This window comes from Streptomyces sp. CBMA156 (genome assembly GCF_014596515.1).
In the GTDB taxonomy this organism is placed as follows: Bacteria; Actinomycetota; Actinomycetes; order Streptomycetales; family Streptomycetaceae; genus Kitasatospora.
Genome location: NZ_MSJQ01000291.1, coordinates 51,934 through 76,089, shown reverse-complemented (window position 1 = coordinate 76,089; position 24,156 = coordinate 51,934). Strand labels below are relative to the sequence as shown.

Annotated in this window: 20 protein-coding genes; 13 read left to right on the top strand and 7 right to left on the bottom strand. The window is 65.4% G+C overall.

Translation table 11 applies throughout. The features are described from left to right. Positions 1-156 precede the first annotated feature (156 nt). On the top strand, positions 157-1,317 hold the full coding sequence (locus BU198_RS25300) for a hypothetical protein (protein WP_188299167.1): 1,161 nt from the start codon (positions 157-159) through the stop codon (positions 1,315-1,317). Between the two features lie 599 nt (positions 1,318-1,916). Here the strand turns inward: BU198_RS25300 and BU198_RS25295 are convergent. Genes BU198_RS25295 through BU198_RS25285 form a run of 3 tightly spaced genes read right to left on the bottom strand, consistent with a single transcriptional unit; the run spans position 1,917 to position 3,848 of the window. Then, the gene (locus tag BU198_RS25295; RefSeq protein WP_223244912.1) at positions 1,917-2,216 is read right to left on the bottom strand and encodes a hypothetical protein; all 300 of its coding nucleotides are present in this window, start codon (positions 2,214-2,216) and stop codon (positions 1,917-1,919) included. Beyond that, on the bottom strand, positions 2,213-3,499 hold the full coding sequence (locus BU198_RS42530) for a DUF6283 family protein (protein ID WP_317620314.1): 1,287 nt from the start codon (positions 3,497-3,499) through the stop codon (positions 2,213-2,215). The genes BU198_RS25295 and BU198_RS42530 overlap by 4 nt, the downstream gene beginning before the upstream one ends. 37 nt (positions 3,500-3,536) lie before the next feature. Beyond that, positions 3,537-3,848, bottom strand: a complete 312-nt coding sequence (locus tag BU198_RS25285) for a hypothetical protein (protein ID WP_188299166.1) — start codon at positions 3,846-3,848, stop codon at positions 3,537-3,539. A 724-nt stretch (positions 3,849-4,572) separates the two neighbouring features. Between BU198_RS25285 and BU198_RS25280 the strand changes: the two genes are divergently transcribed. Further along, positions 4,573-5,358 (top strand): hypothetical protein, encoded by a 786-nt coding sequence (locus BU198_RS25280; protein WP_188299165.1) that lies wholly within the window; start codon positions 4,573-4,575, stop codon positions 5,356-5,358. A gap of 72 nt (positions 5,359-5,430) precedes the next feature. Here BU198_RS25280 and BU198_RS42525 read toward each other — a convergent pair whose 3' ends face one another. After that, positions 5,431-6,075 carry a helix-turn-helix domain-containing protein gene (locus BU198_RS42525; RefSeq protein ID WP_223244923.1) on the bottom strand — a complete coding sequence of 215 codons (645 nt, stop codon included), beginning with the start codon at positions 6,073-6,075 and terminating at the stop codon, positions 5,431-5,433. A 399-nt stretch (positions 6,076-6,474) separates the two neighbouring features. Between BU198_RS42525 and BU198_RS42520 the strand changes: the two genes are divergently transcribed. Then, positions 6,475-6,810 (top strand): hypothetical protein, encoded by a 336-nt coding sequence (locus BU198_RS42520; RefSeq protein ID WP_223244926.1) that lies wholly within the window; start codon positions 6,475-6,477, stop codon positions 6,808-6,810. A gap of 59 nt (positions 6,811-6,869) precedes the next feature. Here the strand turns inward: BU198_RS42520 and BU198_RS25270 are convergent, their stop codons facing one another. Both BU198_RS25270 and BU198_RS25265 read right to left on the bottom strand, forming a co-directional pair. Then, positions 6,870-7,667 carry an SAM-dependent methyltransferase gene (locus BU198_RS25270; RefSeq protein WP_188299164.1) on the bottom strand — a complete coding sequence of 266 codons (798 nt, stop codon included), beginning with the start codon at positions 7,665-7,667 and terminating at the stop codon, positions 6,870-6,872. Then, on the bottom strand, positions 7,664-8,512 hold the full coding sequence (locus BU198_RS25265; protein ID WP_188299163.1) for a helix-turn-helix domain-containing protein: 849 nt from the start codon (positions 8,510-8,512) through the stop codon (positions 7,664-7,666). Before BU198_RS25265 ends, BU198_RS25270 begins: the two co-directional genes overlap by 4 nt. An 827-nt stretch (positions 8,513-9,339) precedes the next feature. On the opposite strand from BU198_RS25265, the gene BU198_RS25260 reads away from it, so the two are divergent. Beyond that, positions 9,340-9,858 carry a hypothetical protein gene (locus BU198_RS25260; RefSeq protein WP_188299162.1) on the top strand — a complete coding sequence of 173 codons (519 nt, stop codon included), beginning with the start codon at positions 9,340-9,342 and terminating at the stop codon, positions 9,856-9,858. Positions 9,859-10,549: 691 nt separating this feature from the next. On the opposite strand, the gene BU198_RS25255 is transcribed toward BU198_RS25260, so the two are convergent. Next, positions 10,550-11,020, bottom strand: a complete 471-nt coding sequence (locus tag BU198_RS25255; protein ID WP_188299161.1) for a LysM peptidoglycan-binding domain-containing protein — start codon at positions 11,018-11,020, stop codon at positions 10,550-10,552. Positions 11,021-11,292: 272 nt separating this feature from the next. On the opposite strand from BU198_RS25255, the gene BU198_RS25250 reads away from it, so the two are divergent. The 9 genes from BU198_RS25250 (at position 11,293) to BU198_RS25210 (ending at position 24,152) form a co-directional block, all read left to right on the top strand. Beyond that, a complete protein-coding gene (locus BU198_RS25250) occupies positions 11,293-12,192 on the top strand; it encodes a hypothetical protein (protein WP_188299160.1) in 900 nt (299 codons plus the stop codon). A gap of 104 nt (positions 12,193-12,296) precedes the next feature. After that, entirely contained in the window at positions 12,297-13,346 is a 1,050-nt protein-coding gene (locus BU198_RS25245; RefSeq protein WP_223244911.1) for a hypothetical protein, read from the top strand. 322 nt (positions 13,347-13,668) lie between these two features. Beyond that, the gene (locus tag BU198_RS25240; protein ID WP_188299159.1) at positions 13,669-14,907 is read left to right on the top strand and encodes an AAA family ATPase; all 1,239 of its coding nucleotides are present in this window, start codon (positions 13,669-13,671) and stop codon (positions 14,905-14,907) included. 110 nt (positions 14,908-15,017) lie between these two features. Beyond that, positions 15,018-16,703: a hypothetical protein gene (locus BU198_RS25235; RefSeq protein ID WP_188299158.1), complete on the top strand. Its 1,686-nt coding sequence runs from the start codon at positions 15,018-15,020 to the stop codon at positions 16,701-16,703. A gap of 362 nt (positions 16,704-17,065) precedes the next feature. After that, complete coding sequence (locus BU198_RS25230) at positions 17,066-17,326, top strand: hypothetical protein (protein ID WP_188299157.1); 261 nt, start codon at positions 17,066-17,068, stop codon at positions 17,324-17,326. Between the two features lie 349 nt (positions 17,327-17,675). Beyond that, positions 17,676-19,583, top strand: coding sequence for an AAA family ATPase (locus tag BU198_RS25225; RefSeq protein WP_188299156.1), 1,908 nt, complete (start codon positions 17,676-17,678; stop codon positions 19,581-19,583). A gap of 370 nt (positions 19,584-19,953) precedes the next feature. Beyond that, positions 19,954-20,139: a hypothetical protein gene (locus BU198_RS25220; RefSeq protein ID WP_188299155.1), complete on the top strand. Its 186-nt coding sequence runs from the start codon at positions 19,954-19,956 to the stop codon at positions 20,137-20,139. A gap of 433 nt (positions 20,140-20,572) precedes the next feature. Continuing rightward, on the top strand, positions 20,573-23,374 hold the full coding sequence (locus BU198_RS25215; protein WP_188299154.1) for a UvrD-helicase domain-containing protein: 2,802 nt from the start codon (positions 20,573-20,575) through the stop codon (positions 23,372-23,374). Positions 23,375-23,744: 370 nt separating this feature from the next. Beyond that, positions 23,745-24,152 carry an SsgA family sporulation/cell division regulator gene (locus BU198_RS25210; RefSeq protein WP_188299153.1) on the top strand — a complete coding sequence of 136 codons (408 nt, stop codon included), beginning with the start codon at positions 23,745-23,747 and terminating at the stop codon, positions 24,150-24,152. The last annotated feature ends 4 nt before the right edge of the window (positions 24,153-24,156 follow it).

The window sequence follows — 24,156 nt, the reverse complement described above, 5'->3', positions numbered from 1 at the left end:
ATACGCTCCGGATCATCTCCCGGGCGCTGGGTGACCTGCCGGACGCGGACTTCCTCGTCGCCGCGGCTGCAGACCTGCGGCAGATGGTCGATCTGACTTTCGTCCCTTGTAGGTCGCCCCGTCGCCCGGGCGGCCCCCAGACCCCGGAGACCCACCATGGACCGCATCTACGTGAACAGCATCGACGGCCAGCGCCGCATCCACGTCGAGATCTACGACAACGAGATATCCGACCTCATCGACGACCTCAAGATCGGCCCTGAATCCTTCGCCGCAACCCACGCCTTCCTGGGCATCCTACGCACCACCGAGGAGACGCTCAGGCCGGCCATCGTCGAGGGGCACCACGACCGAGCTGCCCGTCAGGCCACCGCTCAGGCCGCCGGTGGGCTGGACCCGAGCACCCTCGACGACCCGGTCCCGCTCCGCTGGGGTGACGGCGACGTCCTCCGCGGCGACGACGACACCATCATCGTCTGCCTCTCCGGGCCCAATCGTCAGCCGTACTGGCTGGAGCTGGAACCCGAGCGGGTCCAGGCACTCCGCGACGACCTCACGCCGCCCGCCGCCGAACCCCACGTCCACCCCGCTGCCGAGGTGGATCAACTGCGGACGCGCGTCGAGGAGGCCGAGCAGGATGCCGAAGAGGCGGTCACCGCAGCAGCGCACCTCATCAGGCTCATCGGCAAGCGCTCCGAGAAAGCCGCGCGGAGCGCTAAGAAGCAGCGCAGCCGGGCCAGGATCGCCGAGACCGAACTCCACGTTCTCCGCCGTGGCCTCCGTGCGAGCGGCGCCGATCCCACCCAGATTCAGAACCTGTGGGCGCAGATCCGCCTCCGCAACCGCCAGTGGCGCGAGGAGAAGCAGCGTGCCGAGCGAGCTGGGGCTGCCCTCAACGCTGTGCGCACCCTCGCCAACGAAACCGACGCCCTCGGGTACGGCGCCGGTGGACCCCTCACCGTCACCGCCGTCCGCGCCGCCCTGGACGCTCACGCCAACCCCGGAGCACACCCGATGACTACTCCCGCCGACGAACTCCGGGCTTCCGCCCAGACGCTCCGTCAGCACACAGATGCCGCCGAAGCCGACATCGACACCAACCCCGCCTGGCGATCCACCCTCACCGACCGGCTCAATTGGTACGCCAACGGCGTCCGCAACGGCCTCGGCGGACCCTCCGGAGAACTCGCCGCCCTCATGAGTCCCAAGACCTGCCGAGCCCTCGCCGAACTCCTCGACGACCAAGCCGACGGCGACGACGAAGGCGTCATCAACCCCTGGGCCCTCGCGCTGGCCCGCGCCCTGAACGGAGACTGATGACCACGGCCGAACCCTTCCTGGACCGGCCATAACCGATACCATCACCGGCGGCATCTGACGAGGGTGTACGACCACACCGACTGCGTGATCAGACTCGCCGCCATGCTGGAGACCTACACCGATGAACAGCGCGAGTGCGCTGAAAAGGCCGAGGCTGAGATCCGCGCGCCGGAAGGGCTGAGTATGTCCGGCTCGCCACGGCAGCGTACGGACGGCGCCCGCCGCCCGGTGTCGGGGGAGAGGTCGGTCGAGGTCATGACGCGGTTCTCTTCGTACACGAGGTCGGTGGCGGTCGGCCGGGAGTGCTGCACGGCGGCGGAGTGGGCCCGGGCGGAAGCAACGGCTGGGTCGGCGGTTCGGCTCAGCGCGCGGGCGCAGCCTCGGCAGGGGATGCCGCACAGGGCACGCTCGACGTCGCGGGGATTGACCGGCAGGCTGCCGCACACCATCCGCCACTGGCCGAGCTGTTGCTCGCGGGCGGCGTGGTCGACGCGGCCGCCGTGCACCCGGACGTTTCGGGTCTCCTTGGCCGCCGCGCTGCGCTCAGCGCCAGTCTCGTCGCGGGTGACGACCGGCGATTGGCCGGAGGGGGCGAACTAAGCATCGGTGGGAACGCGGTCGGACGAGAGCCTGGCCATGCCGCTGTGGGGCGCGAAGGGGCCCTGGTCCGCCAGGCAGGCGGTGCACCAGCGCTGTCCGGGTGCCGTGATGTTCTCGGGTACGTCGGTGATGCCGCCGGGCACGTTGATACCCGGCTCTCCGCAGGCGACGGGGTGGTAGTCGCAGTCGCAGTCGCCGTCGCACGCGTCAGGGTCGGCCGGCCGGTGCCAGAGAATCTCCACCGTGCCGAGAGCGCCCCTGGGGTGGATACGTTCGGCGGTCGCGAGCATGGTCATGCCTCCCAGCGGGTCTGCGAGGCGGTGGGTTGGGCAGGAGCCAGGGCGGTGACGGGCAGTTCGGTGCGCAGGACCTCATTGAGTTGGGCCCGGAAGGGGTTGGCGCCGTAGGTCAGGACGGCGTCGTCGCCGCGGCCCTGGCGGTGCTCGGCGCGGAACGCCTCGGCCAGCGGCAGGCCCCAGTACAGAGTGGCGTAGCCGTCGGGCAGAGCGGGGTCGGCCACCCGACCGTCGTTGGTGAGGCACCAGGCGTGCTCGGTCGCGCCGTGCGGAACATGGCCGGCGGACGAGGGTACGAGGGCGAAACCTTCGCAGTAGGTCCAGCCCTTGCGGTCGGCGAGGGCGTGCGCGGCGGCGAAGCACTGGCCCGGACGCTGGGGGCCGCCGGGCCAGGGAGCCGGGGCGTACAGGCGGCCGTGCGCGAGGATCAGATCCGCGAAGGTGGGGTAGTGCCAGTCGCGGGAAGTGTCGGATGCCAGTGGGCGGTAGAAGTCCAGTCCCGCGCGCAGTCGGCGTACCGTGTCCACGGCGACTCCATCGGGCGGACGGGGGCGTGTGGGCGGACGTTGCCACGAGTGCTTGGTCAGCTGGTCCCCAGGGGTGGCCGGGGCGAAGCCGTGGCGGCCGTAGAGATGTTCGAGACGATGCCGGTCGGCACCGAACTCGTCGGTGGGCGTGTACACCACGGTCAGCTCGCGGGCGTCGGCCTCGGCACAGATCCGGCCCAGGATCCGGGCAGCGTGCCCCTGGCCGCGGTGACCGATCGAGGCGCGGAGCAGCTCCAGCTCCAGGACGGTGCCGTCGCAGTCGAGGACCAAGCCCAGCAGGGCGCCGGGCGGCATCGACCGTTTCAGCTCTGCGGTCAGCGCGTCGATCCACCCCATAGTCCTGCACTCCTCCGCGAAGCAGTGGTCGTCGACGAAGCGCTGCAGCGGCACGAGGTCGGCCGTGGCCTGCTCCGTGGCGACGCCATTGACGGCGGCCATCTCGGCGTAGGAATCGTACAGCTCGACCCCGTCCGGCAGCTCAGGGCGGGTGATCTGTCCGGTGGCCATCAGCGCCTGCACTTCGGCGTTGCCCTCGGCGCCGCGGAGCAGCCACCCCGCGCATACCCGGGGACGGTCAGGGGTGGAGGAGTGGCAGCCGAACCGGCGCGTGGAGCCAGCACGGCTGGTGGCGGCGCTCAGCTCGCAGGCCGCAGCCGGGAACTGGCCGGGCGGAGCATCACGCCGCCACGGACACGGCTCCTCGCCGCCGCACGGCTGCCGGGGAACCGACGGCACACTGTCGCTCGCCAGGCTGACGACACTCCAGACGTCGTCAGCCGGCCGTACTGCCAGGACGATCGCAGATCGGTCCGGGCAGAGCCTTCGAGGGTGTTTCCTCAGCCGGCAGCAGACTCCGCCCGGACCGGAGATGACCGTTCAGATCCGCCAGCAGCGTCTCGACTGAGACTCGCCGCTCGCCCCCGAGATAGCCGTCCGCCGCGGTGTTCGGGGTGACGACGGTCAGCTTCCCGGCTCGGTCGGCGACGAGCGGGGTCAGTGCCCGCAGGTGCTCCGGCTTCACGACGGCGGGCGTCCAGGCTCGTGACGCCGTCTCGTCGCCGAGCGGTAGAAGGCGGGCGTTCACGCGGCACCTCCGTGGTCGGTTTAGGTGGTGGGCGGCTGTCGGCAGGTGAGGTGCTCCAGCGGGTAGCGCGTCGAGCCTATCCACTCTGGGACCCGGGCGGCGTCATCGGCCGGCCTGCCGGTCAGACCATCCCCCGCTTGCCCTATGGGCGTTGACCTCGGGGTTTGGGTCGGCAAAGCCGACCCGGGTGCGGAACTGACTCCGGAACAGGCCGGGGGTTCGTGCATCGACAGGCTTCCCCACTGCTGCCGCGGAGTCTCGTCAGGGATGTTCCTGGGGTCTGGTGATGTCCCTGACGAGACGCTCCGCTGCCACCGGCTGGACGTGACAGCGACGCTGATCACCGAAGCCCCGAACAAGACACTGACGGGACCCGTCAATGCGTCAGCCGGGGCGCGCTGCGGCCTCTAACCAGACCCCTGACAGCCTCCCGCGAGCAGGCCCTGTCGATGGCTCTGGCCATTGACACGAAGGAACAGAGCACCTTTCTACGTCATGCGGGGGAGATCAATCGCGAAGGTGCCCTTTGACAAGACGATCAACGGAATTGGCATCTACCGATGGACGCTCCAGCAGAAGAACTTGATCCGGGAGGCCAGGCAGCCCGAGGGGCCGCCGCAGCCGTCTGGAGGCCCTACCGGGCTGGTCCACGAGCTGACCGGCGCGGCCCGGGTCGCGCCGGCTGGGTGCCGCCGAACACTTGCCCCGAAAACAGGAACAACACATGACGCAGCACGTCGTTCAGTTCAGTGGAGGCCTCGGCAGCTTCGGCGCCGCCCTCCGCGTTGCGGAGAAGCACGGTACGAGAGGCATGACCCTGCTGATTGCGGACACACGAGCCGAATGCCCGGATCTCTGGCGCTTCGCCGACGAAACGTCCCGCCTGCTCGGAGTGCCGTTGACGAAGGTCGCCGATGGCCGAAATCCGTGGGAGCTGTTCCGAGACAAGCGATTCCTCGGCAACGACAGGGTTGCACCCTGCACGAAGTACTTGAAGCAGATGCCGTGCCGGAAGTGGATGAGGTCGTACGCCCCTGTCAGCGATTCCCTTGTCTACATCGGCATCGAAAAGACCAAGCGCGACCGGGCACGCGCTCGTGCCATTGCACGGAATTGGAAGCCGTGGCAGGTCCGGTTCCCGCTGTGCAACCGGTGGGAGCCGGAGCTGAGTAAAGAGGAGTCCAAGGCCCGGCTCATGGACCTTGCGCGGTGGCACGGAATCGAGCCGCCTCGCCTGTACGAGCTTGGCTATGGGCACAACAATTGCGGCGGGCTGTGCGTTCGGGCCGGCCAGAAGCAGTGGAAGCTCACCCTGAAGGTCCAGCCGGAGGGTTTCGCGCTCGCTGAGGCCCAAGAGCAGGGCATGCGAGACCTGTTGGGTAAGCCGGTGTCGATGCTCAGGCAACGACGCAATGGTATTGCCTACCCGCTCCCGCTGTCCGAACTCAGGCGCCAGTGCGAGGCTGCCGAGTCCACTTCTGCCTCCGCATCCTTTCCGGCTGTCGAATAGTGCTCGGGCTCGTCCTGGGAGCCCAGTCCGGCATCGTGACCTACCTCGATGCAGAGGTTTCGTTAGGAGATGTCAGGAGGACCCCTGATTTCGGTAGGTTCTACCGCCCCGGCGGGGGAGGAATCGGGGTGTGTCCTCGGGCGTTGCGATCGTCTCGGCAGCTAAGTGGAGCTCCGCTCGTACGGCTGCGGACTTCAGGTCCACGTGTAGGGTGTCTTCGATCTTGGAGAGCCACTCAGTAAGTGTGCTTCTGCTCAGTCTCAGTTCGGAGGCGGCAGGGGCTGTGCGGCCGCGGTGTTTGAGCCAGCAGCGAAGTGCGATGCGGAGCGGAGTATTCAGGGGTTCCAGCACATCAGCTGCCCACCGGTAGGCGTCGTCGGGACTTAGGAGTTCCATCGGTAAAGGCGGGTGGGTGACTAGACGTCTGGTTGGGCGAGGCTTGATGGAAGCCGTAGGCGCTCGCACGGCGAGGAGTAGCTGCGCCTGAACAGTGGCGTTGTCCAGTTCGAGGGCCAGTGCGCTGCTGATCCCCCGTAGTCGGCCGCGCACCGTCCCCTCAGAAACGTCAATCGCTGAGGCTGCTATTTGTACTGAGCCAGACCGCAAGTATGCCTCCAGAGTCCGACGCTGGTCATGGCCCAAGGGTTGGAGGATGGCTGCTGACCACGAGCTCAGCCGATGCGTGGGGACGAACTGGAGAAGACCCTTGGCTCCCATCCTTGTTGCGGAGATGATCTGCCCCGCATTCACGTTGAGACGTGCGATCCCGGCGTCGGACCACGCTGTGGCGATCATGTCCAGAGGGACCGGGTCTGACACACCGCCGGCCAGATGATGCCGCTCGGCTATCGCGCTGAGGCGAGCAAGGACCTTGTGGGTGTCAGGCCTGCACCTGTGCAGAAGGACGATTACCAGATCGGAGCCTTCCACGCAGACCAGCGCGCGAGGGGTGCCCTGCGGCGTACTGGCCTGCGCTGTTCGCCACAAGGTCTGATGAGCGTCTTGAATGGTGATGCCAGCGAAACGGCTCACAGTGGCGTATCTGACGCCGACGCGGCCTAGGACCTTGAGGGCCAGTACCGCCTGGTCGCTGAGGAAGAGATGCAGTGCGGCGCCGTGAAGGCGCTGTTCGGCGCGAAGGGTTTCTTCGGCTCGGTGGACGCGCGTCTGCATGCGCAAGAGATCAACACAGGTCTGTGCGATGAGGTCGACGCGAGCCGTCGTAGCCGTCGGGCCGGGGCCGACGACGAGTACCGCGTCGGTGGTCCTGCGGACGGTGAGGTGGGGGAGCGATCGGGGGTGCGCGGCGGCTCGCACCCCCTCGGGCCCGGCAGCGTGGGGGGTGCTACAGATGACGTCGCCCATGAGGTCTACCAGTACGGCCGAGTCGCCGACGAGGGCTGCCGCCTCAGCGATCAGCTGAGCATCGGAATGGGCTGCCGCACGAATTAGTCGTCGCATCACCTGGTACCGACTTGCCTCGGGTGCGACGGACTCCGGGCTGCTCGTGTTCACGGGATCAGTGCCACCCCTCCCCATCCGGCGCGGTCGGTGAGAGTCCCGGTGTTGGCATCCGGACGCCATCGCGGCCAACTGGTGAAGCCTGGCTCCACCAGTTCGGTACCTTCGAACAGCTCGATTGCAACAGACGGCTCGCGTAGCAGGTACGGGATGGCGCCCGAACTGTTGTAATTGTCCTGCACGACCTGGTGTGCTGCATCGGCGGCCGTGGAGTGGCTCAGAGCGAGGTAACTGCCCGAGGGAAGGCGGTCGACCAGGCGCTTGACCAGACCGCAGGCCTCATCCCACTCGACGATGTGGCCGAGCACGTCGCTGATGACGAGGCCGATCGGCTGGGTCATGTCCAGAGTCTTGGCTGCCCCGCTCAGTACCCTTTCGGTGTCGCGCATGTCCGCCTCGACGTAGGCAGTGGCACCTTCGGGCGTGCTGGTGAGCAGCGCATGAACGTGCAACAGGACGATTGGGTCGTGGTCGACGTAGACAACCCTGCTGGTGGGGTCGATCCGCTGGACGACTTCGTGCGTGTTGTTGGAGGTGGGAAGCCCTGCACCGAGGTCTATGAACTGCCTGAGACCGGCATCCCTGGCCAAGAAGGTTGTGGTGCGACGCAGAAAGTCCCGTGATTCCCCGGCGAAGGGGACGATCAGGGGGTACTTGCTGCTGTAGGCGTCGCCGGCGGTCTGGTCGGCGGGGTAGTGGTCCTTGCCGCCTAGCCAGTAGTTCCAGACCCGGGCGGAGTGAGGGACGGACGTGTCGATCTGCGGGGACAGCCGTGTTGGTTCTGTCATGAGAGCAGCGCTTCCTTTGACTTGTCTGGATGAGGTGCGATAAGGCACGCATGATCGAGCAGTATGTGATAAGCCGTCACAGTATCTAGTGTGCAGGAGACTTCAGCGGTCCCAGGCAGTCCACCTTCTCTGACCACATGATCTGGAATCTCGGGAACATCCACGCGGTAGAGGGTCACGGTCGGCATCCCGGTCATGACATGCAGGGGCCCGTCGAGGGGGTGGATCTGCAAGGTCACATTCATGCGTTCGACGGCAGCGCGGAGTGCGAGCCGTTGGTCGTTCATTACCTTGGCGTCACCGACCTCGGTGTTCAGCGCGGCGGCGGACATGAGCGCCCAGAGGCGTGTGTTGCGTTCCCGCAGCCGTCTTTGCCGTTCCATCAGCAGAAAGGCTCGCTGATCCCTGGCCTCCTGGGAGAGGTCCGGCCGACGAACGTCGTCAATCGCGCGGGCGTAGGCCTGGGTGCGCAACAGGGCAGGGATGAGAGCCGGCTCCCAGACTCGGACGATACTCGTCGCAGACTCCACGCTCATCAGGTCGAGTTGCCAGGGGTCCATGACCGAGCGCCAGGGGTGCCACCAGCCCGGAAGGTTCGCCCTGGCGAGCTGCCCAAGGACCTCTTCGATCTCCGCGTGCCCTGCTCCGTATGCCCGCAGAAGAGTGTGAACTTGACCCTCGTCCAGAGAGGTCTCGGCCAGTTCGATACGGCGAACGGTTGCCGCGTGAGCCCCGAGCGCCTCAGCGGCCTCCCCTCTGGTCATCCCTGCTGCCTCTCGCAGGGTTTTCAGCCGGGTGGCGAGAACCAGGTGCGCGACGGTCCGACCAGACCTTTCGCGGGCCACGAACTCTCCCTCCGACACTTTCTGCAAACTGTGGACACTGCCTACCTTGTACCTTGCATTCTCTGTGCGCAACCCCTGAGTATGTCTAACCTGCCGCAGTTGCAGCGCAGTTGGGTAACCCGCAGTCAGGTCGAACGGCCGCCGCCAGCCCGCTGCTTCACACAGGCTGCGTTTCACAAACCGTTGGTGTACCAGGCCAGGGTTAGCAGTTCGGAAGTTCGACGGGGGAGGACGGATGGCTACGGCCTACCGAAAGAGGATGTGCTGGATGCCTCGCGTGGCTGAGAAAGCCGCTGCTGCAGCGGTCGTTGAAGTGGCACTGCGGGCCTTCGGCACGGTGGTGAGGACGTACTCGAACGCGGCTTGCGGTCGCTGCGGTTCCGGTTCGTCCATGATTTGGCCACCCACTGACTCAAGGTCAGTGCCGTGCGCCGGAGATCCGTCGGCAGAATCGGGCGAGGGAGTTGAGGATCTCGTCGGCGGTCTTGGTTCAGGTGAACGGCCTGGGGTCCTCGTTCCACGCCGATGATCGACGCCACGTCCGAACCGTCACAGGCGAGCACGATCCGGGCTCGCAGCGCCAACGCCTGGGCGGACGAAGCCCTGCGGGACCTCCGCGTCAACACGGCCCGCTCCTCGTCGGACAGCAGCGACGGCCGCAACGCGGGACCACGACGGCGCACCGGGAGACCAGGAGAAGGGGAGCCCACACTCAAACTGTCGACGGATCTCCAGCGCAGGCCATTAGCTGCTTAGAGGCAGGTGGCGTCCAGTGCCTCCCGGGGCATTGCAAACCTTTCTGATCTTGCATATGGAGAAGCACACCGATGATCCCTCCTCACCCAGAAGCGTCCGATTCTGACGAGTTCAAAGGCTTCAATGAAGCCCGGCGCATCATGTGGATTCATGAGGCTCGTACCCGTGTGTACGAGCGCTTAGGGCAGACGAACTTCATCCGTGACACGAACGTTGCTGCGGTTCACATCGACAACACCACGAGGGCAGACCGTGCGTTCATCATGGCATTCGACAAGTCCGGCCAGCAGGTCGGCGTCGACACGCTCTACATCGACGAGCCGAATCAGCACCTCGACATCGCGTCCGAGTTCGACCACGACTTCACCGGCATGGATGTCGTACCGGACTCTCGGCTTGACCAGGCCATCTCTCGTGAGAACGGCTGGGTCGTCAATCTGAAGGTACTGCGCGAGTACGAGCCCTTGGCTGATCGCCGGGCCACGCAGCGCGCGGTGTTCCTGGCGCATCTGCGGGACATGGTGAAGAGCGGCGGGGTCCGCGGATTCCTGTTTGGCCGGGGTGAGTCCGGCGACACTGATGCGGCGTGAGAGGAAACAACCTCGTATCTCAGACGTCCCCGCCGGCCAGACGGCGGGCGGGGACGTCTGGTCTCTGACGCTGTTGCAGTGCCGTACACCCGCAACAGGGGGATCAGCACAGCTGATCCGGGTGTCGAACCAAGGCCGGGTGCTTAGTGGGGGACATGCTATGAACCGGCTCACGCCGGTCCCGGGTGGCACCGTGAGGCGAACCATACGAGGCCACGCAGTTCGTCTCAACACCGTCGACTTCCAGGAGCTGCAGCCATGAGTAGACCGCTGGGCGTGGACGACCTCACGGCCAGTTCCACAGCAACTGCACTGGCGCTACCGCCGCGAGCCCACACCCTGGCAGGCTCCTGAGGGGAAGCCCCGGCCGCGCTGTCCAGTGTCTGATCCGGCTGAGTCTGGGATCGCGGCTCTCACCCCCGCCCTGGAGCACGTTTCTGACGCTACACGGGGAAGCAGATGGCGTCGCCGGACAGGGTGAGCCGATAGATCACTGGTTGGACATCCAGAACCTTCCCCCGGCCTCAAGCCGTCGCTGGGGGTGCGGCTGCGCCCGCGAATGATGGACACACAAGCCCGCGGGGGAGCGGTGGAGTCCATTGCCTGAGAAGACGATGATGCCCTGACCGCCTCGTGGCGGTCAGGGCATCGATTCAGGCTCGGCCCGCGACAGTTCCGCCCTGCCTGATCGTCACACCTGAGGGATGAGCAGTGAAGCCCCCGCGTAGATGAGATTCGGATTCTGGATCTTGTTCGACTCGACCAGGATGCCGATCGGTACCCCCGTCGCCCCCGAGATCGCGGTGAGCGTATCGCCTGGTTCGATGGTGTACGGCTTCGCCTTCGGCGCGGACTTCTCCTTGGCCGGCGCGCCCGATCCGTTGGGTTTGTCCTCGTCGCCGCGACCGGGCGCTGGATTCCGACTCGCCCCACTCTCCTCATGCCTCCCCATGCCGCCCTCGCCCGGCTGCTGGGCGCTGCCGCCTCCGGCGTTCTTCTCGCCAGGATTCCCCGATGGTTCGACCGGAGCGTGATTGCCCTGTAGCGCCTGGATGAAGCCGCCGTCGGACGTCGCGAGCTGTATCAGGCCCCATCCGGCGAAGAGCGCTGCTCCGCCCACCATGACGCTGGCGGCGATGACGGGCCCGCTGCCGAAGCCCATCGGGCCGACTCGACTCCCAGCGGCCGCTCTGGTCTGCGCCGACGGCTTCAACGTGGTCCCCACCGGCCTCTGAATCGTAGCTGTCATCTCTGCCCCAACTCCTCTTCGAATAGCGCAAGCAACCATTCATGTCCGACATCTACATTCTACTCATGGTCGAATCGAAGTTGATGTAATAGGTGGCTGAATGGCAGTTTGAATCGTTTCAGATAAGCCGCTAGTCAGCTCCTGAACTGTCAGACCGTTAGTCCGAACGAAGGAACCGCATCGCCATGGCCAACTACTCCATCTCCGCCGGCCGGATCGCCGAGGGTAAGAACATCTTCATCCGCGGGAGGCTCGGCTTCTCCGTACTCGCCCGCCTCATCGATGGCGCGGAGCTCGTCGCCATCGATGAGCGCAGGACGAAGAACGGCATGACCCCCGTCGGCAGGCCGCACACCACCGTGACGATCACTCACGCCGAGGTCCAGTTCGCCGATCCGAACAACCCCACCCTTGAGGAGCAGTTCGTCTCCGAGCGCCGCTTTGACTCCCCGAAGCGGCCCGAAACCGGGGCCAACTACTCCATCGACTCCAAGGGCAGCACCCTGCCGGTCATCGCGATCCCTTCTCCGAAGGGTGATGGCACCTACGACCAGGACGAGTCCGGCCAGGAACTCGCGCAGGGCCTCGACGTCACGCTCGTGCTGCGCACCTACAAGCCGAAGAACTTCAACAACCGCGGCCTGGCGCTCGAACAGGTGATCGTTCACGAGGATCCGCGCTACTACAGCGCCGGCGGAATCGACCAGGCCGAGCTGGCTGCACGTGGCATCGTGCTCAACGGGACACCACGCCCCGTTCAGGTCGCTCTTGCCCCTGTTGCCGCGGTCCCGGTGGCGACAGAGGTCGAGGACGGCCTGTCCTTCCCCGCCCCGCAGCCGACATCCGCGCCTGCGGCCGTGGCAGCGCAGGCTCCGGTTCAGAGTGCCCCGGCGACCGCTGCTGTTGCTCTTGCTCCTGTCGCGGCCCCGGGGCCGCGGGAGAGCCTTGAGCAGAAGCTCGCGCGTCTCGAGTCCGAGAACACCGCCCTCAAGGACGCCGGTTCGGCCGTGGGCTCGCCTGTGGCCACCGGCCCCTGGGACGGCTCCGGTCCGGCACAGCAGGCGGGGATCACCTACCAGGGCTGATCCACGTCGACTACCGATGAGGCCCCCGTACTCGCATCCGTGCCGTACGGGGGTCCTGTCTTTCCCCTCTCCTCCTGACTCCTCCGATCGAGAGTGCGCGTCCCATGATGACTCCAGTCGACCCTCATGCCTGGTTTCCGCAGTTCTACGGCAACCCCGCGATCCGCACGCTCGCCGGTGCCTGTCGGTGGACCATCTCCGGACAGATCGGGGAGGAGACCCCCGGCGATCCCGTCAGGCCGCCGAAGCGCAAGGTACCGATCGACGTACGCCATCTGCTGGACGGCTGCTCGTCCAGCTGCCAGCACGCCGGCCCACTACGCGGAGCCTTCGCCCTGGACGAGACCTGCCTGCTGACCCTTGACGAACTCACCACGGCGATTCCGAATGCCGCGAACACCGCTTTCTACCTCCAGGCCCAGACAGACGGGGTGCTCGTCCTCGATATCGAGGCCGACTGCCCACCAGCTGTGGCCACGGACCTGTTACGGCTGCCGGCCAGCCTCTACTCGGAGCTGTCGATGTCCGGCCGGGGTTTCCATCTCGTCATGCCGCTGCCGAAGAATTTCCACGACTTCCCTGTAGCTGCCGACAAGCGCGTCCTGCGCGAGGAACACGGATGGTACGAACTGCTCCTGGACCACTGGTCGACCTTCACCCGCCAGCCGGTGCCCGCTCACATCGTCGCCCGTGGCAACGCAGCAACTACCGCGCCGACCTTCGCCTCCATCGAGGACCTCTATGCTCAGCTGGCCGTGAACGCCAGCGAGAGCTCCGGTGCTTCCGCATCAGTTGTAGACACCGCCGAGGACATGCCCGACATCCCGTACTCGCAGGCCATCGTTGAGCAGGCCCTGGCCAGAGCACGCCACCAGCTCCGGGACCCTGGCGACTTCAACCACGACATGTCCCGCTGGGAGTTCTCGGTTCTCGCGTCGCTCCACGGCTGGATGCGGACGCAACTGCGCGCCTACAGCGCCCTCGGAGTCGAGTACTCGGCGGGCGAAACCGCGTGGTTGCTCTACAAGGCGGCGCTCGACGTCATCCCCGCGCGCCCCAAGCACAGCGAGCGGCGCAACGGCCGGCCCTTCCTCCTCGATCGGGCGGCTGCACTCGTGGCCGACCGAGAGGCCCGCTCCTCGTCAGCCAACTGACGCTTGGTACCTCCTCCTCTTCTTGCTGCTTCTGTTCCTGGCCTGTCCGCTGCTTCTGGCAGCGGGTGGGGTGGGTGACGGTTGCTGTGGCGGGGCCGATGACAGGTGAGACCAGTGCTGGATCGCGCGGAGCGCGATCGGGTGGCGATGTGCAGCGGGGTTCCATCGCGACCCATGGCTGGAGTGCCAGTCTCAGCAGGGTTCCGACGGCTCGGCTCGTGCCACAGGACCGTTCACGGCCTATGCGGCTTCGGCATCGCCGAGGGCAGCAGCGCCGGCCTCCGTCATTTCGTTCTCTCCCACATACAGAAAAGACAACGACATGAAGTTCAACGACACCCTGACGACCCTCATCAAGCAGGCCCTTGAGGTCGGCGCGACGCCCGCCCTCATGGGCGAGCCCGGCATCGGCAAGTCCAGCTTCGTGCAGGCCCTGGCCTACTCCATGGGCACGCAGGCATTCACGCTGCCGTGCAACCAGCTCGCCGACAAGGCCGACCTCACCGGTGCGCGTCTGGTGCCGTACACCAAGGGCGACGGCACACAGAGCTACAAGCAGGTCTTCTACCCGCACCAGGTGATCCAGGAGTGCATCGACTACGCCGAGAAGAATCCGCGCGAGTGGCCGCTCCTTTTCCTCGACGAGATCAACCGCACCACCTCCGACGTCACCTCCGGTGCATTGACGCTCGTGACCCTGCGCAAGATGGGTGACGTCGAGCTGCCCAAGAACGTCCGCATCGTCGTGGCCGGCAACGACAAGGGCAACGTCACCTCGCTCGACGAGGCAAGCCTGTCCCGCTTCGCGATCTTCCACGTCGAGCCCGATGCCGCCACCCTCATGTCCGTCCTCGGCGACAACATCAATCCCTGGGTGAAGACGGTGCTCACGCAGTACCCCGGGCTCATCTTCCAGAAGTCGACGCCCACGGCCATCGTCGCCGACGGCCAGGACGACGACGACGGCAACGTCACGATGGCCGAGCTGTTCGACGGCGGTGAGGAGATGAATCAGCTCACCACGCCGCGTACCATCGACAACCTGTCGGAGTGGCTCAACGTGGCCGACCCGCAGCAACTGGCACATTACCTGGCGACCCCGATCCAGATCGGGGACCGCGAGACCTCGCTGTTGAACGAGGCCATCGAGGCCTACGTAGGGGACACCGTGTTCACCACGCAGCTCGTGGCCACTATCGCTCAGGACCTGGCGAGCAATGCCGGAGGTGTGCAGCAGCACCGGGTGAACGTCCCGAAGCCGAACTGCTATCAGAGCCTCAAGGCCGCAGCGACCGTGACCGCTCAGTCCGTGCTCGTCGCGACGCTGACCGACAACGAGAAGTCCGGGTCGTTGCTGTACGCACTCAAGGAGAGCAAGGACAACGCGCGCCTCATCGAGCAGCTGGCCCAGGCCATCACCCAGATCGAGCCGGAGCACACCCGCACGCTCATCGAGATGGTGACCAGCCAGCAGATCGACCGCCAGAACCTGGAGGCGTTCATGGGGATCGATGCTCCGATCGTCAACCAGGCCAAGCCGGTCCTCTCGGCTTTCCTCTGATCGATCGATCACCGGTGGTGGGGGCCGCTGCGGCCTGCCGCCCTTGTTGCACCTCCCCACCACCGGCGGCGCTTGGGCGCCGCCTTGTCCTCAGAGAGAGGCCACGACCCATGACGATCACCGTCACCAACCAGAAGCCGGCTGTACTCGACGCACTGCACACGATCTCGTGCACCGGTGATTACGACCCGATGCCGGTTCTCCGGCAGACTCTCGTCGACCCGCTGCTCGAGCCGTTGAACCCCAACGCCCCGGCGAGCATCACCGACGCCCAGGGTGCTGATCTGACGGGGGACATCCCGGATCTGGTCCTGAGCTGCCTCGGCGACACGCTGGACGTGACCAGCGAGCAGACGGTCAAGGAGGTGCTCGGGCAGACCCTGATCAACTTCGACCAGGGCACGCCGTTGCCGGTTGCCGAGCTCTTCGCCGTCCAGGCCGGGCAGCAGAACAAGATGCCCGCACCCTCCCCACGGGTGCTCTACACCGCGCAGGCCGATGTCTTGCCGGCCGCGAAGGCCCTGCTGGCGGGGACCGGCGAGGAGAGCGCCTTCTTCGCCTCCGTCGCCTACACCTTCCATCCCGACACCCTAGGGTTCTGGTTCCAGTCCTCCGCGGCGTTCGACGGCTTCAAGACCTGGCTGTCCCAGCAGACTCAGACGATGGCCAGTGCGCTGCCGCCGGCCACCACCAAGCTGCTCACCGACTTCACGGCCCTGTCCCTGAAGGGGCTCACCGAGTCGCTGCTGGTGCGCAAGGACGACTCCGACGCCAACGACGAGCACTCCTTCGCCCGCGTACTCGTACACATGCTCATGAACTACGTCGAGCAGCAGCGGGCGCAGGCCAGCCAGCAGAACACCACCCTGAACACCGGCGTCCTGCCGTTCACGGTCGGGGAGCTGTTCTGCCCGCGCTCCCTTGTCCTCGTCAACGTCGAGGCCCATGCCCGGGCCACCGCGGCGAAGATCACGGGAGAGTGGAACCTCATCAACCAGTCGCTGGCTTCGCCGGTGAAGGTCGTCTCGAACACGTCGCTGTCTAAGCTCACGTCGCTGCCACGGGCCGCCGCCAGGGCCGCCGCTCTGGTAGCCAGGCAGCATCCGGGACAGCCCGGCGGCCGCAGCGCCCAGGTGGCGTTCCGCAAGCAGCCGCCGAGCAAGCTGGACCTGTTCAAGGACATCACCCGTGTACTGCGCCGGATGGGCAAGGTCAACAAGTCGCAGAACATCTTCCGCACGACGAAGGCGACCTTCCTCAAGGCCAACCGTCGAAACCCGGACGACTTCAACAAGCCCGGCAGGCTCGCCTCGGTGCAGTACATGCCCGACCTCCACATCTACATCGACACCTCCGGCTCGATCTCCGAGGAGAACTACCAGGAGGCGGTCATGATGCTCATCCGGATCGCCAAGAAGCTCAACATCAACCTGTATTTCAACTCGTTCAGCCACTTCCTGTCCCAGGAGGTGATGCTGCGCACGGAGAACAAGTCGACGGCTCAGATCTGGAAGGAGTTCCGCAGGATCCCGAAGGTGTCCGGCGGAACCGAGTACATGCAGATCTGGCAGTACATCAACGCCAGCCGGGTGCGCCAGCGCAGGCTCTCGCTCATGATCACCGACTTCGAGTGGTCGCCGCCGTCCAAGCGTCAGGACCACCCGAAGAACCTGTACTACGCGCCGTGCTCCGCCATGGACTGGTCGACGATGGTGAACCTGGCCAAGCGCTACGCCGACTCGATGAAGCACATCGACCCGAGCATTCGGCAGAGGCTCCTCGGCATGGTCGTCTGACCCCGCGGGTCCTCGAAATCCGTCACGAGCGGTGCTGGCCAACTCTTCTTATTGGCACTGCTCGTGATGGCCCTGATGCTCTCTCATCCGCCCAAATCCCTACCCGCAGCTCTATCAGACCGCGCCAAGGCTGACGGACATCGCCTGATACGGGTCGGCTCCCGCATGGTGCCCACCCTGGACCAACGGGTCAACGAGGTCCTCGAACGATCGGTGGCCGGTGGACGAAGACTGACGGTGTCGAATTTTTCCCATTGGCGCTGCCGAGGCGCCCGTCCCCGGGCCTGCCACAGGTGAGTCGAGTGGTTCGTCACTCAGGGAGTAGTCAAGCTGACCGCAAACCCGGAAGAAGACTGAAGACTATGAAGCTGTGGCAGGTCACCCGCACGGACGGCTGGGGGCGTGACGAGTATGACGCCGTCGTCGTCCGTGCCGAGAACGAAGACGAGGCGCTGCGTACCGTCTGCGGTGGCCCCAGCAGAGACCCCGCACTGGCATCGATTCAATGCTTCAATGACAAGCCGTTGCGGGGGTTCCGCCTCGATCGGTCCAACGCCAAGGTCGAGGAGCTTAATTCCGAGGGGCCGTCCGGCATGGTCATCGGGAGCTTCAACGCTGCATAACCCGTGCTGAAATCGAACGCTACTCTGGCCGGCGCGTGACATCCACGCTCGGGATGCGGAAGAACTCGGAAACCCGGCCGACATCGCCGCGGAGATCGTCGCTGATCTTCGCAAGGCGATCGCGGCTTTCGAAAAGGTTGCCGACATGCTCACCAAACCTGGGCCCACCACCGTGCCAGGCGATATCGAGGTCAGCTGACCACGCCACTCCTCGAAATCTGTCAACGGCAGCACTGCTTCTGACGACCCCTGCCTCCCCTCTCACTCATCCATATCCCTGCTCGGGACACCGTGGCGCCTCCACCGAGCGCGCCACCACGCCGAGCGACCCGCACCGAAGGAGGACCCGGTGGGTCTCAGCAACTTCACGCCCGGCGGCTCCGACGACGACAAGGGCAACGGCGGTGGCGGCAGCTTCCCTCCGCAGTTCCCGTTCGGGGGACTGCCGTCCAGCGGTGGCAGCGCCGATGACGTCAAGGAGCTCCTCGTCGACTACAACGAGAAGTTCAAGAACGCCGATCCGACCATGTTCCGTGACACGCTCATCGGGCAGGTCCTCTCGGTCATCATCAGCAAGACCAAGCCCAACACGCTGCTGGTCGGTTCCGCCGGCGTCGGCAAAACGAAGATCGTCGAGGACATCGCCCGGCGCATCGCGCTCGGCGACACCCTCATTCCCGACCAGCTCAAGGACTACACGATCTACGAGCTGCCTATCACCAACATCATCGCCGGGACCGGCATCGTCGGCTCGCTGGAGGAGAAGGTCAAGGCGATCGTCGAGTTCGCCTCGGACCCCAAGAACAAGGCCATCCTGTTCATGGACGAGATCCACCAGATCACCGGAGGGTCCGGCAGCCATGGCGACGCCGTCGGCCGCAAGATCTCGCAGATCCTCAAGCCGGCCCTGGCGCGCGGCGACATGTCCGTCATCGGTGCGACCACCAGCACCGAGTCCCGGGCCTTCGACGAGGATCCGGCCTTCGCCCGTCGCTTCACCCGGCTCATCGTCGACGAACTGAGCGTGGAGCAGACGCTGGCTGTGATGACCACGGTCCGTCCCGGCCTGATGGCGCACTACCATCACCAGATCGGGGTCTCCGACGACGTCCTGGCCTCGGTGGTGCAGATCGCCGAAGCCAACTCCCGGGCTGGCCAGCACCGGCCGGACAACGCCATCACGCTGCTCGACCGGGCGATGGCCGATCGGGTCCTGGAGCAGAAGAAGCTCATCGTCCAGGCCGAGGTCGCCGGCGACACGGCACTTGTGCAGACCTTGCGGTCCATGCCGCAGGTGCCGCTGACGAACACCCGGGTGCTCGATGTGGCCAAGCGCCTGATGACCGGAAACGCCCAGCGCAAGGATCTCGACGTTGCCGTGCTGAGCGCCACGCTCACCAGCCGCCTGCAGGGCCAAGACGACGTACTCGCCAAGCTCACGGACCGTCTGGCCCGCGAAGAGCTCGCCCTGTTCCCGAAGAGGACACCCACGACGTGGCTGTTCGCCGGGGCCTCGGGTGTGGGTAAGACCGAGGCGGTCAAGATCATCGCGGAGGAGACGACCAGCAGCGAGCCGATCATCCTCAACATGACCGAATTCCACAGCGCGTGGTCGACCTCGAAGATCATCGGCGCACCTCCCGGCTATGTCGGATCGGACTCCAACCAGGAGCTCCCGTTCGACACGCTGGAGTCCAACCCCCACCGGGTGATCCTGCTCGACGAGTTCGAGAAGGCCGACAAGGCCGTGCAGCGCCTGTTCCTCTCGGCGTTCGACGAAGGCTACATCCGCAACGCCCACGGCAAGATACTGGACTTCTCCAAGGCCCTGGTCATCTGCACGACCAACGCCGCCCGTGATTCGCTCGACGGCAAGATGGTCGGCTTCAGCAACATCACGAAGACCGTCTCGAACCAGAGCCTCAACAAGGCGCTGGCGCAGGTCTTCGACGCCGAGCTGCTGGGCCGGTTCTCACTGATCGTGGGATTCAACCCCATCGACCGGCAGACCTACCGGCTGATCACGGCCGCCGACTACGCGCGGCAGCGTGAGCGGATCGCCGAGGCCAAGCCGCGGCTGGCCCAGGCGCTGCCCGTGGCGATACCTGACGACGAGCTGCGCGCCATCGAAGAGGCCACCTACGTGGACTCCCAGGGCGCGCGGCCGGCGCGCAAGGCTGTTCGCACCTGGATCGAGGACTACCTGCTCGCTGCCCAGACCGGTGGCACAGCCTCGACATCCCTGTCCGACGACTGAACGGCTGTCCTGATTACACGAGTGCTCCCGGTCCGGATGCTCAAGGGCGGGAGCCCTCGGCGTCCTCATCCCCACACCTCCACTGCTCAGAAAGGCAGGTCTCTGTCGGTTATGGCCTGGACAAGGACTTTCAACACGACGTCCCCGAAAGGGCAGCAAGTGGAGTACTGGCAGAACCCGGGAGGGGGATACTCCCTGGCTGAGTCTCCAGCGCAGGTGCGGGTGTCCGGTCACACCGTGGTCAACGGCTGGTCATGTGACGGCAAGACGTATGCGGAGTACGCGCGCATCGTGCGCGAGGGATACACCCCTGTCAGCACCGACGCGTACGAGGAGGCGTGATCACGAAGCGGAACGAGTGCCATAGCGCATGACGGTGAGGGACACCCGTACCGCAGAGGTGCTCAAGGTCGTAGGTCGTCGCGGAGTCACGGACGACGGCATCGTCACTGCCACCGACTGCGGTGCGTGGGTCGAGCAGATCGAGCCGGACTCTGACGGCATCAAGGAACTGTGGGTCGTTCATTGGTCGCACCTTGAACGCGTAGCCGACTGATCCTCCGGATCATCGGGCGCACCCTTTACCGGGTGCGCCTTCCTTGTCAGTTCCTTGGATCTCGATGCCGGCGATGCCGCCGTCGAGGGTCCCGGCCGGCGCGGTGATTCGCCATCGAAGTGAGATGAGCTGCTGATGAACGACCGCGCGCCTGGGTGACGCGCGGTCGTTCGGGGCGTGGCTTTGCCGCGTACCCCCGGATTCAGAGGCCTGACGGCCCCTGACGGGTGGGTTGAGGGGCGGGCGGGCGGGGCTCGCCGGCTGAGGAGAGCCCCGCCCATGTTCGTACCTGCCCCCGGGATCCAGCCCTATCGCGATGCACCCGTCCGTCTTCGAGTACTCGACTGGCTGTCTACCTCTTGTTGAAATTGCCGCGTGAAGCGATTCGTCCTCTCTCAATCGACCTCTCGAACCACCGAAGAAAGGCAACGACATGCCTGTCCTGCTTGATGACCTCGATCTCTCGGCCAATGCCGTTGCTCAGCAGAAGACCGTCGACCCGAAGTTCTTCTCCTCGAAGCTCACCGGCAACGGCAAGAAGCTAGGCCTGCTCAACGAGTCCCTGCTGCCGATCAACACTGCCACCAACACCGCCTATGCCAAGGCCACCGACATCGAGGTCAAGCAGAGCTCGACGCAGCACGACATCACCACGACATCGATCCCGCTGGCACCGATCACGCGCCGTGCTCTGAACGCAGGCGGGTCCGTCACTCTGCCGAGCCCACACGCCGACGACCGCTTCGCTGTCGACACCTCGTCCAACCGATTCGACGACTGGAACGTCGCCTTCGACATGACCCCGCAGGCGCTCGTGTTCTACGAGGACAAGTCCGGCGGCACGTCCACGCGCGACCTCGTCATCCAGTACCGGATGGAGCTGTACTTCTTCAAAAAGGGGCTTCCCGAGCCCGAACGGGCCACCGCAGTGGCACGCGCGGCCGGCTACGGCAATCACAATGCCTCTGTCTTCGTCCAGTGGGACACCAGCCCGCTGGACAACGCCCGTGACTATGTCCAGGACGTGCTCGCATCCGCCGGGCTGACCGCCTCCAACCTCGACGATGAGTTCGACGAGTGGATACGGCAGTACCCGATCTACGAGCGCATCGCGCGACTGGCCCAGATCTGGGACTCCGAGACGATCGCCGACGAGGTCTGCCGCTACATCCAGGACATGCCCGCGCGCCCGACGGAAGAGCAGCTGAACATGCTCGCCCTCCAGCTGCGCTACCTGGAGAACTACAACGTCCCGCTGGAGGCATACCGCCAGATACACAAGCAGATCGACGCAACCTTCTCCGACCGGATCGCCACGCAGCTCTCGAAGCAGAACCTCAGCCTGCTGATGAACCACACGCTCGACCACCTGGGGCAGATGAAGGCCCAGTTGGTCGTACCCGCGCAGCCGGCCACGCCTCCGGCACTGCCGGCCTACCTGTCCAAGCAGCAGGTCGACGCGCTCACCACGCACGAGCCGCTGGTGATGACGCAAGCGGGAGCCGGGACCGGCAAGTCGACCGTGATCCTCGAGCGCATCAGGTACCTCGAAGCCTGCGGAGTCCCCGCCTCCGACATTACGGTGCTGTCGTTCACCAACGCCGCGGCCGACAACATCACGGAGAAGAACCCCGACGTCGGCTCGATGACGATCGCCAGGATGATCATCGACATCTACTCGATGAACCACCCGCGGCACAAGGTCTCGGCCATCGACACCATCATCAACTCGATCGACATCTTCTACCCGAACAGTCAGTTCGCGGCCACGTTCCGCCACCGCCTGCTGGAGCTCGACCAGAACAGGACCGGTGCCTTCACAGCCCTGAACACCTTTGTCGAGAGCCACTTCGACGAGGTGATATCCCTGCTCGACCGCATCGAACAGACGTCGCTGGAGCTGCAGATCATCATCTGCTACCAGAAGATCGACGACATGGCCGAGCCGGCCCACGTGCAGTCGAAGTACCTCATCATCGACGAGGTACAGGACAACAGCGTGTTCGAGTTCATCTACGTACTGAAGTACATCACCAAGCACGCTCAGTCCCTGTTCATCGTCGGCGATGCCTCGCAGACGCTGTACGAGTTCCGCTCAGCGAACCCGCGCGCGCTCAACACGCTGGAGGGTTCAGGAGTCTTCGCGACCTTCAAGCTCACGACGAACTACCGGAGCAACCAGGAGATCCTGGACTTCGCGAACGTCGTGCTCGGCGGGCTGGAGACCAACCAGATCGCCAACATCCAGCTGCAGGCGAACTCACTGGCCATGCCTACGGCGGACTCGTTCAAGGAGAAGGTCATTCTGGAGTACCGCGAGGTGGCCAGGCTGACCGGGTTCGTCACCCAGGACCTGCCGGCGATCGTGCGCAACACGGTCATCCCCGACTACGTGGACAAGTGCCTGGACCGGGGCGAGCAGGTGGCGTTCCTCGCCTTCTCGCGCCGCGAAGTGTCCCTGATCCAGGATGTGCTCGAAAAGCGCTACCCGGGCCGCCGGGTCGCCTCTCTGGTCAGCGACCGCGCCTACGCCACGGACATCTTCTCCAAGTACATCAGGTTCTTCTGGAACGACGTCCTGCAGGCGCCACCGAACAACGCCGCGTTCGTGGTCTCCCAGGGGATCAAGGACAACATGGACAAGCTGACGAAGAACGCCGCCAACGCCAACGTTGAGAAGGCGATCCTGCGTACGATCTCCGAGTGGTGGATCGAGAACAGCACGGCCATCAACGGCTGGGTCACGCTCTGCCACCAGGGCACGCTCACGCACAAGGCGTTCTTCGACCGGCTGCGCGACAACCTCCTCTCCTTCGAGATCCAGCGGAACCAGCAGAAGCTGAACATCAACAAGCAGAAGAACCAGGAGCGCAAGCGCAAGAACCTCGAGTCCAAGGCCGACCTGATCGTTTCGACGATCCACGGCGCCAAGGGCCTCGAATTCGACAACGCCGTCGTCCTCTACAAGGAGGACCCGAAGATGACCCAAGACGCCAAGCGGATGTTCTACGTCGCCTTCACCCGTGCGATGAACAGCCAGTACGTCCTCGGCTACGGCGCCGTGAAGAACCCTCCGATCCAGAGCAGCTACGAGCAGATCGTGACGGCTCTGACCGAGCGCGACAAGAGGAACGCCGCTCGCGCCCTCGGCATCGATCCGGATCTCCTGGACGGAGACGACAGTGCTGCTCCCGGCAGCGCCGACGACCGCTCCGCGGTCACCGCGGCCGTTTGACCAACCGCCGCCCCCATTCGAAGGGACGGGTTCTCGACGAGAGGCACCTGCGATCCTCGGTCCTCCACACGGCACACCCCTGAGTGACGTGTGGAGGACCGAGGATCTCATGATGAACCGGCTTGGCTCACAGAGCGTCTCCGATCGGCCCGGCCCGAAGTAGTGCGGCGGATCACTCATCGCGAACCTCGCTGAACCCTGGCGCTACCTCGACCAGATCGCCCTCCACCGCGAAGGCTACTTCGCCGTCAACGTCCCAGCAGAACGCCAGGCGTAGCAAGCCGAGCCCGCCATCACCCCCTCGCGAACTCAGTGGGACAGCGCGTTTGCGTATCGCCGGGCGTTGCCGCCGAAGAACAGGAATCCACCCATGGACATTCCCGGACTGGAACTGAAGACTCACATGTCGCTCATGGCCGACCTGGACTTGCCTTTATGGGTCCCCGTGCGGCTGTACTACCAGAGCACGGACCCCTACGCGGTGCATTGCTCTTTCTACGTCACGCCCGACCATGTGGTCCAGTGGATGTTCGCTCGGGACCTGCTCGACCAGGGCCTCACCGAACCCACCGGTACCGGAGACGTGAAGATCACCCCGATCGACCAGAGCCGCCGCTTCAGCATTGAACTGGAATCCCCCGCCGGATACGCCCGCCTCGAAGGACCGGCCGCTTCTGTCAGGGCATGGCTCGCCAAGACTTTCGAGGTCGTCCCTGCGGGTCGAGAGACGGAGCGCATCGACATCGACAGCTTCCTCGCCGAGGTTCTGTCCCATTGAGCCG